The sequence below is a fragment of the Flammeovirgaceae bacterium SG7u.111 genome (assembly GCA_034044135.1).
In the GTDB taxonomy this organism is placed as follows: domain Bacteria; phylum Bacteroidota; class Bacteroidia; order Cytophagales; family Flammeovirgaceae.
In genome coordinates this window covers 3,203,924-3,221,324 of sequence record CP139021.1, presented here as the reverse complement: position 1 = coordinate 3,221,324, position 17,401 = coordinate 3,203,924, and the positions used below count along the sequence as shown (strand labels likewise).

Annotated in this window: 14 protein-coding genes; 9 read left to right on the top strand and 5 right to left on the bottom strand. The window is 41.7% G+C overall.

The window, feature by feature from the left end; genetic code table 11:
• Complete coding sequence (locus R9C00_12580; GenBank protein WPO38289.1) at positions 1-837, bottom strand: ABC transporter ATP-binding protein; 837 nt, start codon at positions 835-837, stop codon at positions 1-3.
• A gap of 200 nt (positions 838-1,037) precedes the next feature.
• Here R9C00_12580 and R9C00_12575 point away from each other — a divergent pair, with 200 nt between their 5' ends.
• Positions 1,038-2,288, top strand: a complete 1,251-nt coding sequence (locus tag R9C00_12575; protein WPO38288.1) for an alanine racemase — start codon at positions 1,038-1,040, stop codon at positions 2,286-2,288.
• Positions 2,285-3,577 carry a D-arabinono-1,4-lactone oxidase gene (locus R9C00_12570; protein WPO38287.1) on the top strand — a complete coding sequence of 431 codons (1,293 nt, stop codon included), beginning with the start codon at positions 2,285-2,287 and terminating at the stop codon, positions 3,575-3,577. Before R9C00_12575 ends, R9C00_12570 begins: the two co-directional genes overlap by 4 nt.
• Positions 3,578-3,764: 187 nt before the next feature.
• On the opposite strand, the gene apaG is transcribed toward R9C00_12570, so the two are convergent.
• A complete protein-coding gene (gene apaG / locus R9C00_12565; protein ID WPO38286.1) occupies positions 3,765-4,151 on the bottom strand; it encodes a Co2+/Mg2+ efflux protein ApaG in 387 nt (128 codons plus the stop codon).
• A 401-nt stretch (positions 4,152-4,552) separates the two neighbouring features.
• Here apaG and ung point away from each other — a divergent pair, with 401 nt between their 5' ends.
• The 3 genes from ung (at position 4,553) to R9C00_12550 (ending at position 9,035) form a co-directional block, all read left to right on the top strand.
• Positions 4,553-5,215, top strand: a complete 663-nt coding sequence (ung, locus tag R9C00_12560; GenBank protein ID WPO38285.1) for a uracil-DNA glycosylase — start codon at positions 4,553-4,555, stop codon at positions 5,213-5,215.
• A 135-nt stretch (positions 5,216-5,350) separates the two neighbouring features.
• The gene (locus R9C00_12555; protein WPO38284.1) at positions 5,351-6,367 is read left to right on the top strand and encodes a zinc-binding dehydrogenase; all 1,017 of its coding nucleotides are present in this window, start codon (positions 5,351-5,353) and stop codon (positions 6,365-6,367) included.
• Positions 6,368-6,740: 373 nt separating this feature from the next.
• Positions 6,741-9,035, top strand: a complete 2,295-nt coding sequence (locus tag R9C00_12550; protein ID WPO38283.1) for a caspase family protein — start codon at positions 6,741-6,743, stop codon at positions 9,033-9,035.
• Between the two features lie 67 nt (positions 9,036-9,102).
• On the opposite strand, the gene R9C00_12545 is transcribed toward R9C00_12550, so the two are convergent.
• Positions 9,103-9,726, bottom strand: a complete 624-nt coding sequence (locus R9C00_12545; protein ID WPO38282.1) for a DUF1684 domain-containing protein — start codon at positions 9,724-9,726, stop codon at positions 9,103-9,105.
• 102 nt (positions 9,727-9,828) lie between these two features.
• Between R9C00_12545 and R9C00_12540 the strand changes: the two genes are divergently transcribed.
• Positions 9,829-11,151, top strand: coding sequence for a deoxyribodipyrimidine photo-lyase (locus tag R9C00_12540; protein WPO38281.1), 1,323 nt, complete (start codon positions 9,829-9,831; stop codon positions 11,149-11,151).
• On the opposite strand, the gene R9C00_12535 is transcribed toward R9C00_12540, so the two are convergent.
• Positions 11,146-11,988 carry a DUF1460 domain-containing protein gene (locus R9C00_12535; protein ID WPO38280.1) on the bottom strand — a complete coding sequence of 281 codons (843 nt, stop codon included), beginning with the start codon at positions 11,986-11,988 and terminating at the stop codon, positions 11,146-11,148. The genes R9C00_12540 and R9C00_12535 overlap by 6 nt on opposite strands.
• 240 nt (positions 11,989-12,228) lie before the next feature.
• Here R9C00_12535 and R9C00_12530 point away from each other — a divergent pair, with 240 nt between their 5' ends.
• On the top strand, positions 12,229-13,512 hold the full coding sequence (locus R9C00_12530) for a class II aldolase/adducin family protein (protein WPO38279.1): 1,284 nt from the start codon (positions 12,229-12,231) through the stop codon (positions 13,510-13,512).
• 86 nt (positions 13,513-13,598) lie between these two features.
• Here R9C00_12530 and R9C00_12525 read toward each other — a convergent pair whose 3' ends face one another.
• Positions 13,599-15,512, bottom strand: coding sequence for a CocE/NonD family hydrolase (locus R9C00_12525; GenBank protein ID WPO38278.1), 1,914 nt, complete (start codon positions 15,510-15,512; stop codon positions 13,599-13,601).
• A gap of 305 nt (positions 15,513-15,817) precedes the next feature.
• On the opposite strand from R9C00_12525, the gene R9C00_12520 reads away from it, so the two are divergent.
• Positions 15,818-17,176 carry a M28 family peptidase gene (locus R9C00_12520; GenBank protein ID WPO38277.1) on the top strand — a complete coding sequence of 453 codons (1,359 nt, stop codon included), beginning with the start codon at positions 15,818-15,820 and terminating at the stop codon, positions 17,174-17,176.
• Positions 17,177-17,234: 58 nt separating this feature from the next.
• Positions 17,235-17,357: a hypothetical protein gene (locus R9C00_12515; GenBank protein ID WPO38276.1), complete on the top strand. Its 123-nt coding sequence runs from the start codon at positions 17,235-17,237 to the stop codon at positions 17,355-17,357.
• Positions 17,358-17,401: the final 44 nt, after the last annotated feature.

Below are 17,401 nucleotides of genomic sequence, written 5' to 3'. Positions count from 1 at the left end.
TTATTTGTTAAATATTTCTGACACTTTATCTTTATTATTCAATACCGCATTGAACAGTGTTTCCAAATCGGTTCTTGTAGCCTCTTCTGTTGTATTTTCTTTTACCACAGTATAGCCACCTAGTGCAGATTCGGCATAGAGCGTATAATCTGGATCAGAAAGTTCAATCTCTGTCTTAAATGCCAACTTATTAGAAACCTCTTCGTAGGTCTGGTTGAAAATGATCTTCCCATTGTCCACAATCACTATAGGGTCGATAAGGTTTTCCATGTCGCGCACCTGATGGGTAGAAATAATGAAAGCCCTTTCTTCGGTAATGGCAGAGGCTACAATTTTCCTGAACTTACTTTTAGAAGGAATGTCCAGACCATTGGTCGGTTCATCTAAGATTACCAAATTGCAATTAGTCGCTAATCCAAAGCATACTAAGAATTTCTTCTTCTGACCATAAGACATCTTGTTAAGTTTTTGATCGGAAGGCAGATCAAACTCAATTAGATTTTGGTTGAAAGTAGCATGGTCAAACTTGGGATAGAAAGGGGCATAAATTTTCACAAAGTCCTTAATATAGACGCTTGGCATGGAAAACTCTTCCGGTATAAAATAAACCTCCTCCAAGAATGCCGGGTTTCGGTCGGAAGGCTTTCTTCCCATTACTTCCAACTCACCATCGTCAGGAAAGACCAACCCAGCTATTATCTTTAGCAAAGTCGATTTACCTGCTCCATTTTTCCCTAGCAATCCATATATATTGCCAGCTTCAAGCTCTAGGTCCAAGCCTTCAAATAATTTTTTCTTTTTTTGGTAGCTGTAAGACAGCCCTTTGATTCGTATCATGTCGCCTTGTGGATTAGTGTACTACATTACTAATACACCACTAAGGTAGATAATGTTTCACTAGCAGCAAAGAAAACCGGTAAAAAAAGGATAATTGGAAGAAATTCCTGACAAATGGCAGCGAGGTCAGCCTAAAAAATTGTGTTTTGGCAAGGTAAAATGTTAAAAAAAGACTATTTTGCTGAACAAGAACATACTAAATGAACTTTACAGCTCCAACATACGAACTATACAACAGCATCTTTAAGGAGGTCCCAGCCCCTTTTGCTTACATAGACCTCGATTTTCTTGACCAGAACATCAAGGATATAAAACAGCGGTGCCTAGGTAAAAAAGTAAGGATAGCGAGCAAGTCTATTCGTTGCCTTTCGGTACTTCAACGGATAATGGAGAGTGAGCTAAATACAAATGGCATCATGACATATTCTCCCTACGATACAGTTTACCTTGCTCAAAAAGGGTTCAGTAACCTATTAATAGGCTATCCCATCAGCAACCCCACTTTCCTGAGCGCCATAGCCAAAGAAATAAAGAAAGGCTGTCAAATCACCCTAATGTGCGACCTAGAAGAGCATTTAGCCGCAGCGGACAAGGCTGCCAAAGAATATGGAATAACTATTCCCATTTGCATAGACCTTGACATGAGCAACCATTTCCCTGGCATATACTTTGGGGTTTTCCGTTCTTCTATCAATAGCCAGAAAAAAGCAGTTGCTTTTTACAAGAAAATTAAAAAACACGAAAACATCCGTTTGGTAGGGCTCATGGGTTACGAAGCCCAAATAGCAGGCATTCCAGACAGAGCGCCTTCAGGTAAACTAAAAAGTGTAGTAATACGTGCTTTAAAGAAGAAAGCAAAAACCTTGATTGCAATCCATAGAGCGGAAGTGGTAAACGCATTAATAAATGAAGGGGCAACACTCGAATTTGTAAATGCAGGGGGCACGGGTAGCCTCGAAAGCTCTGGTATGGAAGAATTGGTGACGGAGGTAACTGTCGGCTCAGGTTTTTTCAGCCCAACTACCTTCGACCATTTCAGCAACTTCAAGCACCTGCCTGCAGCAGGTTTTGCTCTGGAAATTGTAAGAAAACCTGCAAAGAACACTTATACCTGCTTTGGTGGAGGGTATATTGCCTCTGGTCCTATTGGACTAGAAAAGCAACCCCAGCCGTATTTACCAGCAGATATTTCTATAATTAAAAATGAAGGCTTCGGAGAAGTACAAACGCCTGTTAAAAGCAAAGAAAGTCTTTCCATTGGCGACCCTATATTTTTCAGGCACGCAAAAGCTGGGGAGCTATGTGAGCACTTTGATAGTATATATTTGATCAAAAAGCAGGAAATTTTACAAAAAGCAACAACTTATAGAGGAGATCGCCTTTTAAGTATATTCGATCAGCATCATGAAAAAACCACTATTTCTACAACAGTTTTAACACAAGATTTATGAAAGTAAGAAACTGGGGAGGCACCGTAGAATTCGAGCCTAAAGACCATATGTACCCTGCATCCGAAGAAGATATCATCGGGATGGTAAAGTTTGCTTTCAATAATGGGAAAAAGATTAGGATCAAAGGATCTGCTCACAGTTGGATGCCGTTGTTTAACACTGATGAAATCTTAATAAGCCTCGACAAATTCCAAGGACTTCTCTCGGTGGATCGGCAAAATATGCGCGCTACTGCAAAAGCAGGGACTCAATTAAAACTATTGGGAGAGCTTCTTCACAAGGAAGGAATGGCCATGGAAAATTTGGGAGATATCGATGTCCAATCCATTGCTGGTGCTTTAAGTACGGGAACCCATGGAAGCGGCGTAGCATTTGGGATACTCGCTAATCAGTTATATTCCCTTGTGTTTATTAACGGAAGAGGAGAAAAGGTTTACTGCTCGGAAGATGAAAACACAGAGTTGTTCAAAGCGGCTCAAATTTCACTAGGCTCTTTGGGAGTAATTACTCAAATGACACTAAAGTGCCTTCCAAGCTACAAGTTGAAATATGTTTGCGAAAAGGAAACATTGGAAAACTGCTTGCTCAATATCAAAAAGCACAATTCTGAAAACCGCCATTTTGAGTTCTATTGGTTTCCTCATACAGAAACAGTTCAAACTAAAAAAATGAACAGAGTTGAGGAAGAATCGACCCAAAATACAGCTCTTAAAAACTTTAATGACCTAGTGGTAGACAATGGTGTTTTTTGGGGACTGAGCGAGTTCACAAGGGTTTTTCCAATTGTCAGCAAGCAAACTTCCAAAATATCTGCATGGGGCGTTTCCACAGGCTCTTATGTAGACGATAGTCATAAAATTTTCTCTACAAAAAGGCTAGTTCGCTTTCAGGAAATGGAATACAACATCCCTGTTGAGCATGTGGAAAAAGTAATCAGGGAAATAAAAGAGTTGGTTAAAGTCAAAAAAATCAATGTTCACTTCCCATTGGAATGTAGGTTTGTAAAAGCTGATGACATTACAATAAGTCCTGCCTACAAAAGAGATTCGGCATATATTGCCGTCCACATGTACAAAGGGATGCCCTATAAAGAATACTTTGATGCGTTAGAACCTATTTTCAAAAAGTACAATGGCAGGCCTCATTATGGAAAGCTAAATAATTTTTCCCACGACGAGTTCAACAAAAGCTATCCCCTTTGGGGAGCTTTCAAAGAGATTAGAAAGGAGCAGGATCCTTCAGGTATTTTTCTCAATACCTATCTCAAAAATATCTTTAATGAACATTGAGCAAGTGAACAAATATAACCGAACAATAAAAATCCCTGGTTGTGGCACACAAACCACTTTTAGAACAACAGATCTGTACCTCACAGCCCTAGGCATAACTGATTTCTTTTGGGTAAGTACTTATGTCGCAAAACAAGAAAAGCTACCTAAACCGGTAGCTTTTCTTGTTTCATATAAATACTGAATTCTAATTCATTCGATAAGGAACTATCAAGTTAAACTCAGGAATAGCTACTTGGAGCATATCTCCATCAAGCATTCTTTCTACTTCATAATTGCCCCACATCTTCCCAAACCCTGTTTTGAGATGTGCGCCAGAAACATATTGATGAGCTTCACCAGGCTCTAACACAGGTTGCTGACCTACTACGCCTTCGCCTTCCACTTGCTTTCTGCTTCCATCCGACTCAGAAATGAGCCATCTGCGACGAAGTAGCTGTACGGTGTACTCACTATGGTTTTCAATACTTACCCTATAAGTAAAAACATAGTGCTTGTTTTCTGGATTTGAATATTCTGGCTGGTATTCAGTTTCCACACTAACTTTGATGCCTTGGGTTATTTCTGTAACCATTCTTCAATTTGTTTAATTTATAAAAGGCTCGGATTGTTGTTTGTTCTTTTCACCATCAATTCTCTTATTACCGAACTAACAGGAATGCCTAAGTTTTAAGGCTTAACCCGTAGCACTACTTATTCATCAGACAACAATGTAACTTACGAGAGGTTTGAGCTTTTTGATTCAAAAAACCGATAAACCTGATGAATTGGGCACAAAAAAGCACGAAATCAAACATGCTATTTTCCTCATGCTTTATAAATGTATAAGTAATGTTTCAGTTTTACAATTTTTATTAAGCCTTGTTTAAATTACGCTAAGTACTTTTCTTAAGTATCCAAATTACAAATCCTTTGTAGTTTTTTTTGTAAAACAGTTATTTTAGCCCATTCAACCCAAACCTAACCAAGCTTACTATGAGTGTTAAAATCGCCCCTTCTTGGCATAAAAAACTTGAACCAGAATTCACCAAACCTTACTTCATAGAACTGACCAGTTTTGTGAAAGAGGATGTACAAAAATATACGGTATACCCTCCTGGCAAACTAATCTTCAATGCATTTGAAAAGTGTAGTTTTGAAGATACCAAAGTGGTCATTATAGGGCAAGACCCCTACCATGGCGAGGGGCAAGCCAACGGTCTATGTTTCTCAGTAAATGATGGCATTAAACCCCCTCCTTCCTTGGTAAATATTTTCAAGGAGATAAACAGTGACCTTGGAAAACCTATCCCACTTTCTGGCAACCTCGAACGCTGGGCAGAGCAAGGTGTATTACTTTTGAATGCAACACTCACTGTAAGGGCAAAAACCCCAGGGTCGCATCAAAAAAAGGGTTGGGAAGAATTTACCGACCAAGTGATAAAAGTTCTTTCTGAACAAAAAGAAAATCTCGTCTTTCTGCTTTGGGGAGCATATGCACAAAAAAAGGGCTCGGTGATAGATGCAGAAAAGCATCATGTGCTCAAATCACCTCATCCCTCCCCTTTCTCTGCGCATAGTGGCTTTTTCGGGAATAAACATTTTAGTAAAACCAATGAGTTTTTGGAAAGCAAAGGAATTGAAGAAATTGAATGGTAGCAGGGAGCTTATAAAGAAGAAAGAATTGGCAAGAAAGCCGAATGATTCAGTGCATTTTCGGCAATACATTTGTTTTACTGCTTTTTTTCTTAAAGATTGAAGGCTCAAACTGTTCACACCTCAAAAAAAACAACCTTGAAAGCAATCGTACTGGTAAAAACAGGGCATCCTGATACCGCATTTGAAATACAAGAAAGAGCTATTCCAAACCCCAAGCCTGATGAAGTCTTGATCAAAACCGAAGGCTTCGGAATAAACTATGCCGATACTATGGCAAGAAAAGGCTTATACCCTGATGCGCCACCTTTGCCCAGCGTACTTGGTTATGAAGTAGTAGGGAGAGTCGAGGGAGTAGGAAACCAAGTTGATAAAAACCTAATAGGCAAACGAGTTGTCGGCTTTACCCGATTTGGAGGCTATGCGCAGTATGCTGTCACCAACGAACTGGCAGTTGCCGAAATTCCAGAAGACATGCCAATGGGAGAAGCAACAGCTCTAGCCACTCAATATGCTACTGCTTATTTTGCCATCTATGAAACAGTTCGCCTACACCCAGGTGATAAAGTTTTGGTACACAGCGCTGCCGGAGGCGTCGGCATTGCCCTTACCCAGATGGCGAAGCTCCAAGGTTGTGAGGTTTTTGGAACAGCGGGATCCGATGCGAAGATTGAGTTCATCAAGAAAAATGGGGTTGACCATGCCATCAATTACAGCAAGCAGGACTACCAAGCTGAAATGAAAAAGATCTTGGGCAAAGGAAGAATAGATGTAGCATTTAATGCTGTTGGAGGAAAATCTTTCAAAAAAGACTGGAAACTGATAGGAAGCGGAGGAAGAGTCGTGCTTTATGGCATGGCTGCCCGAAGAGGCGGTCACTTGGCTGGGCTGAAAATTTTGTGGCAAATGGGTCTCATCATCCCGGCTACGCTCATAATGAGCTCCAAATCGCTCATTGGGGTAAATATGCTCCGAATGGCAGATAACCAACCGTTAGTAATCCAGCGCTGCATAAAGGAAATCATCAAACTTGCTGCCGATGGGAAATTGAAGCCTTATTGTGGAAAAACCTTCCCCGCTGAACAAATTGGCGATGCTCAATTGTATTTGGAAAACAGGCAGTCTATTGGTAAAGTTGCGGTGAGTTGGAAATAGGTAACAATTCTATAAACCTAATCCTTGAGTTTCGCACAGCATTTATTTTCAAGTCCTTTTTCACATACCTTCCTAAAGAGCTCGTAGTAATTTAGTTAAGGAAACTTGATGTTAAACCACAGAGTGTAGACTATTTTAAATTTTGGATTCTTACGGTCAGTATATTAGTAAACATTACCAACTCAGCTCTTCAAAGCTGAAACACATAAAATGGACTTTACGTCTATTTACAAAACACTTTACGCTCAGCCTCATTTGCGTATGTTAACATTATACCAAAAAAAACGTTGAATAAACCTTTTTTTGATTGGCTAAAAATCAGTTTTTTGCGTTTACACAGAAATTAAGTTTGGATAAAACTATGTTCACCACAATGAAAGCTAAAATTTTACTAATTGCCCTAAGTTTTTTCTGTTTCCATTTTTCACAAGCCCAAACGGGATACTACGACTACAATAGCTCCCAAAAAGAGGACATCTTTTTCGATGGTTTTTCGGATAACCGCAACGACTGGGCCGAGGGAAATAACCTGGGAAATGGTGCTAGAAAAGGGGCTGTCCAAAACGGGTATTATTACTTCGAATCTAAAACAGAAAAAGCGGGTGTTACTCATAAGTCTATCAAGCTAGATGAAAGCAGGGATTTTGAGATAGAGGCTAGGATTAAATTTGCCAGTGGTGTGGAAACATCTGGAATTGGCTTGCTCTGGGGGCTTAACTCTGACCCTTATGGCGATTATAGTTTTTTCTTTAGTGCCAATGGCAAATACGAAATAACCAAATACAAAGGAAAATACCACAAATACAAAGACTGGACAGAAAGCTCAATTGTAAGAAAGTACGATTACAACAAACTCACGGTAAGAAAGAAAGGCTCCACCATGTATTTCTTTATGAATGAAGAATTAGTACATACGATGGGGTATGTCTCATTTTTCGGTTCGAAAATAGGGTTTCAGGTTGGTGAAAAATCGGTGATCCATGTAGATTATTTGAGAGTTTCTTACCTCAAAAGTGGCAGCTCGTATGTAAGTAATACGAACTACAACTCAAGCAAAGGAAGAAATTATTACGACTTCAACAGCTCAAATAAAAGGGCATTATATACACAAAGTTTTTCTAGTAGCACAGAAGATTTCGCAGAAGGAACTTTTGGAGAAAGCAATCAAAGAGTGGCTAAAATAATAAATGGCTACTATCAATGGGAGTCTAAAAATGAAAGTGCTGCTTCAACTTGGCACACAATCAAAATAGACCAATCAAAAGATTTTGAGATAGAATCAAGGATCAGGTTCGTAAGAGGCAAAGAAGCTTCAATGGTATCCATGTTTTGGGGAAGAGGAGAAAGCGGATATCGCTATGACCTGGGATTTAATGGAAATGGTAAAATTACTATAGATAAATATGTAGGCGAATGGGTTGATTTCTTAAAGTGGCAACTCTTTGATGGCGTAAACAAAACTTCTTACAACAAACTTACTGTAAGGAAAGTGGGAAATCAAATGTATTTCTTCTACAATGAAGTCCTTGCGCACTCTATGCCCTTTGAGCCTTTTTATGGAGACAGAATTGGTTTTGTATGTCCACCATCATCTATCATAAACGTAGATTACCTGAATGTACATTACTTAGAAGGCGGAGCTCCTCAGGAAGTGACCCAAGTTGTGGCTCAAAACACACCTCCTAAGCTTGTGATCACCGAGCCAGACATCAGCCGCGGTTTCAAAGTAGTACAGTTCAAAACGGTGAGGGTTTCGGGGATGGCAACTGACCCAGACGGTGTATATGAAGTACTTATCAACGGCATGGAAGCTAACTTGCAATCTAATGGGTTCTTCAGCTTAGATGTACCACTGGCAGTAGGTAATAATACGATCGAAGTAAAAGCCACTGATGTAAAAATGCTGGCAGCAAAACAAACTTTCAAAATTGAAAGAAACGGGGGCGCAGTTGCCGTTCAAACTGGCGGCGGAGCTGCCCTACCTCCACAAAAAAGGCTTGCACTAGTAGTAGGCAACTCAAACTATACCAACGGTGGAAGCCTTAGAAACCCATTGAACGATGCTCGCTCGATTAAAGCTTCACTTGAGCAACTTGGGTTTACTGTACTGAAAGCTGAAGACTGTACACAAAGCTCTATGAAAAGAGCCATCGATGAGTTTGGTGCAAAACTACAAGGTTATGACATAGGGTTGTTTTTCTACGCAGGTCACGGAATCCAAGTAAATGGGAACAACTACCTCGTACCCATCAATGCAAAGCTGGAAACGGCTAACGATGTAGAATATGACTGCGTAAGGGCGGACAGGGTTTTGGCAAAAATGGAGAGTGCTGGCGCAAAAACAAACATCGTGATTTTAGATGCTTGTCGTGACAACCCATTTGAGCGTAGCTGGCAAAGAAGCGCTAAGGGAACGGGACTTGCCTTCATGAATGCTCCTAGCGGCTCAATCATCGCTTATGCAACTGCCCCAGGAAACACCGCTTCGGACGGCTATGGCGCAAACGGCCTTTATACCGAATCCCTTTTGGAAGAGATGAAAAATCCAAACCTAACCATTTTGCAAATGTTCCAAAGGGTTCGTGCCAAGGTAGTGGAAAAATCAAATGGAAAACAAACACCTTGGGAGTCTACTTCTCTTACGGGTGATTTCTTCTTCAAAAAATAACAAATTCATTTATTGAATGAACAACAAACCTCGGCTAGGCAGCCGAGGTTTGTTGTGTTTATGATGGTCAATCTCTTTTAAAAAACTTTTTCTCTCCTGCCAAGATTTCAATTTCCAGCATATTTTCCTTAGGCGGAACTGGGCATTCGTAGGTTACATTGTAGGCGCAGTACGGATTATAGGCCATATTAAAATCTAAAATAATCTTATCGGTTTTAGGAATCTCCAAATCCAAATACCTCCCTGTTTCATAGGTTTCAAAGCCATTGGTAGCATCGGTAAAGGGCAGGAACAAAATATCTTTGGCTCTTCTGTCCATGGAGCGCAAAAGGAGCAAACTATGCTCTCTTCCATTCATCTGGAACTTGGCAATTCCATACTTGGTGAAGCGACGCTTTTTCCCATTGTTTGTCCCTACATTCACGAGCTCCGGCACAGCATATTTAGTCAGTTCTGCCTCCACTTTATAAGCCTGATTCACATCAAAATAAGATAAGGAGTCAAAAAGCTCTTTGCTATGCCTGTCTAGCGGAGAAGCCGCCCCCGTTTTAAACATCACATCTTTATCCTTCCTATACTCCTCTATTTCATCCACATAGGTATGGGTCAGCTGCTCGCCACTGAAAGCATAAAACATGATAAGCACTACAATACCTACTACACCCAAAAAGAAAATCTGGTTACTTTTCATTAGCTGATCAAACTCTTAATCAAACAAAAACATCTCTTACAAACATTCTTTCTCTACAGTGAGTTAACACTCGAATTAAGCATTCTGTAAAGAAAACTTTGTATGAAAGTAACAATTTTTTGGCATAGGCGGGACATCCGCATGGCTGACAATGCAGGATTATATCACGCCCTCAAAAGCAACAGCCCCGTTTTACCTCTTTTTATTTTTGATAAAAACATCCTCGATAAGCTTGAAAACAAGCAAGATAAAAGGGTTGCCTTCATCCACCAATACATTGGTTTGCTAAAGGAAAAACTAGAGCAAATTGGCAGCAGTCTTTTGGTAAAGCATGGAAACCCTAAAGCAATTTGGAAAGAATTAACCGAAAAATTTGAGGTAGAGGCTGTTTACACCAACCACGATTACGAGCCTTATGCCCTAGAGCGAGACGCCCAAATAAAGAGGTTTCTCGCAAGCAAAGGAATTAAATTTCATACCTATAAAGACCAATGTATTTTTGAAAAGGACGAGGTGGTAAAAAATGACGGAAAGCCCTACACCGTTTTCACACCCTACAGCCGAAAATGGATAGAGAAATTCCAATCTGAAAAGGGGTTCTATGCACGCTCTTACCCAACCGAAAAGTACTCTGATAATTATTTGCAAACCAACCACTTCCCCCTTCCTACTCTTCAAGAAATAGGCTTTGAGGAGGTTGACAAAAGCTTCTTCCCCGAAAGGAAATTCATCAAAGCAACTGTAGAAAACTACGAAGAGCAACGAGATATCCCCTCGGTGGCTGGAACTACAAGGCTAAGCGTGCACCTGCGCTTCGGCACGGTGAGCATCCGTCATTTGGCGCAAAAGGGCTACAATACAAGTCAAAAATGGCTCAACGAACTTATTTGGAGAGATTTTTACATGATGATCTTGCATCATTTCCCTCAGGTAGTGAAAGAGAATTTTAAATCAAACTACGACTTTGTACCATGGAGAAATAACGAGGAAGAATTTGCAGCTTGGTGCGAGGGACGTACGGGCTACCCAATAATAGATGCGGGAATGCGTGAGCTAAACGAAACAGGGTTTATGCATAACCGAGTACGGATGATCGTGGCAAGCTTCCTCACCAAGCACTTGCTGATTGACTGGCGCTGGGGCGAAGCTTATTTTGCCGAAAAGCTCCTCGATTTTGAGCTAGCGTCCAACAACGGGGGCTGGCAATGGGCTGCGGGAACAGGCACTGATGCCCAGCCTTATTTCCGAGTGTTCAACCCTTATTCCCAAACCGATAAGTTTGACAAAGACCTAAAGTATATCCGCAAATGGATTCCCGAACTCGACACAGATCAGTACCCTGAACCTATTGTAGAACACAAACCAGCAAGGGAAAGAGCCATTGAAACATATAAGAAAGCCTTGGAAGAAGCGAAGGGTCTATAACAGCCTAGCCACCATTATCCCCGTGGAGATTTTCCTGCCATTTACATAATCGGCAACGGTTTTAGGGGAAATCTCCACCTCATTGCTTTTGCTCGATGCATGCATGAAATACAGCCTGCCCTTTTGATGAATGGCAATAGCAACATGGGTAACATCTAAGCCATCGAGGTTGGTGGTAAAAGCTATCAGGTCGCCATCTTGAATGAGGTGTTCCAAACCTTCAATTTTAGTTTGAGGCACATGGCTTATCTTACTGTTTTTCAGCGTAGTTTCGTAAGCTTGTATCGCTTCAAAAGTAGCATCGTCTGCCAATTGGGTATAAGCACTACGGTGCTTGCTCATAAAGTCCAGTGATTTTTGGTAGGTCTCCCCTATTTGCACACCTACATTAGTGACCATCCCAAGCTCAGATTTCTCGCGTATCCAATCTGAAAAATAATGCAGCCGTGAAAGATATCCGTTCAGCTCCCCACCTTTGTACCGCACATTTTCTAGCTCTTTGAGGTAGGCATCAAAACTAAACTTTCCTTGCTTGATGATGCGAGCAAAAACTACCGTATTCTCCAAAAAAGTGGTACAATCTAAGCCCGAAAAATTAACTACCAACTTCTCTTCCAGCCCATTTACCTCCAAGGTTTTAGCCACATAGGGAGTCCCCAAAAACTCTTTTCCCACTCGGATAACCAAATCGCCCATGGGCAAACCTTTCCAATCATTCGCCTTCGCTTTTATAAGAAGTGCTTCTACCCTTGCGGTATCGGCTTTGGTGCAAGTAACTTGGGAAAAAACCTGAACAGAGGTAAAAATCAACAGGGAAAATAAGAGTATCTTTTTCATAAATAAATTGTTAAGCAACAAACCTCAGCCACCTGCTTTACTGCAACTTACCCAAAATAAAGCACAAGTAAGCCTGTCGAATTATATTTAATATGGCATTACACCAACATGAACGGCAAGTCAAATAAAGCACATCTCAAATCTAAACCAAACAAATATCAGCTTTTGAAGAGCAATTTATTCCTAACTTTGTTCTGCGTTAAGTAAATTAAATAATACCCAGTTTAAACTGTATAAACTATGAATTTAGAAATGATGCACCCTAGGGATCAGGTACACATGATTATCGACCTGATCTACAAAGATGAAATGACAACCACTTCGGGTGGAAATGTTTCAGTTTTGGATGTTCACGGTAACATGTGGATTACCCCAAGTGCCATAGACAAAGGTACGCTTACCCCAAAAGACATAGTTTGCGTGAAGAAAGATGGAACTATTGAAGGTTTGCACAAGCCTTCTTCCGAATTTCCTTTCCACCGAGCTATTTACGAATGCCGCCCCGATCTCAAAGCGATCATCCATGCGCACCCACCAGCGTTGGTTTCTTTCAGTATAGTAAGGAAAATACCAAACACAAAAGTAATTCCTCAAGCAAAGTACCTATGCGGAGAAGTAGGTTACGCCCCGTACAAACTTCCGGGTAGCGAAGAGCTTGGCGCAAGCATAGCCGAGGAATTTAAAAAGGGGCTAAACTCCGTGATCATGGAAAACCACGGTACGGTAGTAGGCGGAAGCAGCTTGTTCAAAACCTTCCAACGCTTCGAGACACTGGAGTTTTGTGCTAGAACCATTATCCAAGCTAGCCAGGTTGGAACACCAAGATACCTCAGCGACGAGCAGATTCATAAATTTGAACACCAAGACAATTTACTTCCCGAGTTTGATGTAGATTTTTACCCTTCTGACGAAAGGGAAATAAGGACAGACATCTGCAAGTTTGTGAGAAGGGCTTGCCGTCAGCATTTGATGATCAGTTCTTACGGAACTGTTTCGGTAAGATGGAAAGATAACGATTTCCTCATTACCCCAACGGGCATAGACCGTAGGCATATTGACTTGAGTGACATTGTCCAAATTAAAAATGGAAAACGTGAAAAAGGAAAAATACCTAGCCGTTCAGTTAACTTGCATGCAAAAATTTATGCGGAAAATCCTGAAATAAACTCTATCATCCTTACGCAATCTCCACATGCTACGGCATATTCAATTGCCTACGAAAAACTGGATACACATACTATTCCCGAAAGTTATATTTTGCTCAAGGACATCCCAATGATCCCATTTGGAAACCAGTTCAAAGACAGCGACCTGATTCCTAAAACCATTTCTATAGAAACACCGATCGCCCTCATCCAAAACGATTCTATTTTGGTGACAGGCAAATCGTTGCTTGAAACTTTCGACAGATTGGAAGTAGCAGAGTTTAGTGCTAAATCACTGATCAGCAGCCTGTCTATTGGCAACATGGTACCAATAGAAGACAACGAAATTGAGGAAATAAAGAAGAAATTCTTGAGTTAACCTAAGCAAGTTCAACATACAAAAAGCCAGCCCCTCACTCACAGGGCTGGCTTTCATGTTTATAAAGGAAGTCGTAAAACCTCCTACTACTTCTTAATAATCTCCAGCGAGTTCATTCCGTGCGTACCACCTACCTGAATAAAAGACGAGCCATAAACCGTTTGGGTAGCTTTTATGAAATCCTCTTCGTTGGCCTCAAAGATGTTGTCTACATATTTCTGAGGGTTTCGGTCTATCAAAGGAAACCACGTGCTGTGGATTTGGATCATGACTTTGTGCCCTTTCTTAAAAGTATGCAAGATATCTTGCAGAGGAAAGCTTACCTCCGTAGGCTTGCCCGGCTCAAACGGCTCAGGCTTCTCGTAGCTATTTCTGAACCTACCACGGAACGTTTCGCTTCGCACCAACTGCTGATACCCACCCATTTTGATGTGCTTCGGGTTTATATCATAATCCTCATGGTCAGAAGGGTACACATCTATCAGTTTTACTATCCAGTCGGCATCTGTGCCGGTAGTAGCTACCATAAGCTTGGCTATGATCTCCCCAGCCAGTACCATATCCTCTTCCAGCACTTCCGTCTCAAAGGTGATTACATCTGGTCTTTTGCTTGAGAAGCGCTGATCATCGGCCATGTATTTCCTTGGGGTAAATACCACCTTTACATCTTCGGTATAAGGAACAGGCTTGGCAGGATCGCTCAAGTACTCAAACTTGGTTTTGTCCGCATCCGCAGGCTCTTCAAACACCAGCTGCTCCCCTTCCTTGAAGAACAAGCGAACAGGCTTCTGATCTCTCGGTGGCCATACATCAAACTTCTTCCACTCCTTCACGCCAGTGTCAAACATGTAGGCATCGGGCAACGCCTCTGTAGTTTTATCTTTCAGCATTTTGCCAAAGAAGTTAAATTCTATTTCTCGTTGGTAAAATGTAGAGATACTATCGCCAAAATAGACATTGCTCACCGCTTGGTAGCCTTTTTCTCTCGCCCAGTCTCCGTGACTCCAAGGTCCCATCACTATGGTGTTGTAGGTATCGGGCGAAGTTCTTTCAATAGTCTTGTAAATATTCAGCGGGCCGAACAAGTCTTCCGCATCGAACCAACCGCCTACGGTCATAATTGCATGGTTGATATTCTTCAAATGGGGCAAAATACTTCTCTTCTGCCAAAACTCATCGTAATTGGGATGCGACTTCAATTGCTGCCAGAAGAAATTGTCCTCTTTAAAATACTTATCCGCATTTTTGAGCGGTCCCATGTCCATATAAAACTCATAACCATCGTTGGTTTCTGGCCTTACCATAGGGTACCAACTGCTGGTAGTTTGTTCCGACTTCTGATAACCAAACACTGGTGTAGCCAACCAATAGCTTTGCAAGTACGCACCGTGGTGGTGGAAATCATCAAAGAAGAAATCTGAAATAGGCGCTTGGGGCGAAGAAGCCTTTAGCGCAGGGTGCGCATCTACCGCTCCGGCTATGGTATAGAACCCAGGGTAGGAAATCCCCCACTGGCCAAACCTTCCGTTGTGCTTGCCCTTTAGCTCTTTCAGCAAAAACTCAATGGTATCGTACGTATCGGAGCTTTCATCTATTTGCTTTTTGCCCTTCTTGTTTTCAATGTGGGGACGCATATTATCAAACGTTCCTTCCGACATATACCTGCCTCGCACATCTTGGTACACAAAAATGTACTTATCGCGCATCAGGAACTTCGAAGGTCCCAAAGACCTAGGGAACATATCTTCGCCATAGGGCCTAGAAGAATAACAAGTTCTCTTCATCAAAAAAGGATATTTCTCGCTTTCATCTGTGGGCATATACACCGCAGTGTACAGCTTCACCCCGTCCCTCATCGGGATCATGAACTCCTTTTTCATATAGTTCTCCCGCATAAAGAGCGAATCCTGATTGATAGTAGGCTTGGCTTCTTGCGCCCACAAACTTGCCGAAAGCAAGAAGGAACATACTACCAGAATAGTTTTTTGAAATGTTTTCATTGTTGATCGATAGTTTTAAAATTGTGATTGTTAAAAAAATACCTTGGCCAAGTCTTTACCCTAGCTCAATTAAGGTTGCCTAAAATTATCAGATTTGAAGAGAAAGAAAGTGTATTCTAACGTATTTGTGATAAATGGCTGTAATTAGGGATGGGATTAAAAATAGGAAAAGAAAAAAAACAGTGTCATACCCCGCTCGACGGGAAATCATTAACTGCTTTACTTTCTCCCGATATATTATAAATTTACAAAGAGCAAATATTCAACTAGGCTCTAAAGACTTAAATAACCACAAAAATAGAACTATGAAATTATTTAGCACCCTCAGTGCCATTTTACTCTCACTGTCGCTATCTGCCCAAACGGCGGACTCGGAAGACCAAAAGTATTACGACATCATCCAAGCAGTTTCAGCCGACCGCATCGAACAGGACATTAAAAAGCTTGTCTCTTTTGGCACTAGGCATACCCTTTCCGATACGGTTTCCGAAACCCGAGGCATAGGTGCGGCCAGAAGGTGGATCAAATCTGAGTTTGATAAAATTTCTACTGACTGTGACGGCTGTTTGGAGGTGAGCTTCTTGAGCAATGTAGTAAAAGGCGATCCTGAAACGAGGATAAAAGAAGACCTCACAATAGTAAGCGTGTTGGCGATAAAGCGAGGTACAAAATATCCGAACCGTTTCATTATTATGTCGGGTGATATTGATAGCCGGGTGAGCGATGTAATGAACGCAACCGCCGACTCTCCTGGGGCAAATGATAATGCCACGGGCATGGCTGGCGCTATGGAAGCTGCACGTGTGCTTTCGAAGTACGACTTCGAGTCGAGCATTATCTTCGCAGGGCTTTCGGGTGAAGAGCAGGGCCTTTTTGGAGGCAAATACATGGCGGAATTTGCCAAAAAAGAAGGCTGGGAAATCATCGGCGTATTGAACAATGATATGATCGGCAACATTGAAGGAGTTAATGGCGTGATAGACAACAGGAGTTTCCGAATATTCTCCGAGCCAACCCCAGTTACGGAAACCGAAAGGCAACGCAGCCGCAGAAGGTTTTATGGAGGTGAAGTAGATGGCATTTCTAGGCAGCTAGCTCGCTATGTCCATAAAATGACCTCTAAGTACATGCCTGAAATGAACCCGACCATGATTTACCGACTGGATAGGTTTGGGCGAGGAGGGCATCACCGCCCCTTCAACGACACAGGCTTTGCAGGCATTCGAATCATGGAAACAAATGAGAACTATACTCGTCAGCACCAAGATTTGCGAGAAGAAGATGGCATCAAATATGGAGACGTGATAGAAGGTGTGAACTTCGACTATGCAGCCAAACTCACGGCGGTGAATGCCATCAATTTGGCTGGCTTGGCGTGGGCACCGCCTGCTCCTGCCGAGGTAGAAATCGCAGGGATGGTTCAGCCATCTACCTCGCTAAAATGGAAAGCCATTGAAGACGAAAACTTGGTTGGCTACAAAATCTACTGGAGAGAAACCACCGCTCCACAGTGGCAATATTCCCGGTTTGTAGGCAAGATAAGCGAGTTCCTTTTGGAAGGAATCGTGATTGACAACTACCTCTTCGGTGTAGCGGCTGTAGGAAAAGATGGCACGGAAAGCCAAGTAGTTTTCCCATCAGGAGTGTATAGAAGGGAAAAGTAATTACCTTCACCAGAGGGAAGACTGAGGCAAAGATTACTATTGGAAGAACCCTAGGAGATTGAGAAAAATAGAACATTGGCACGGAGTGATGAAAGCCAATTCGGAGCTTACCATAGAAAAGGAATTTGGGGAAGACAGGACGATAGTGGTCAGACCTACTTATATGATCGCCGATGCTTAGAAGACATTATCGGGAGACTAGAAGTGTTACCATCTCCTACCCTT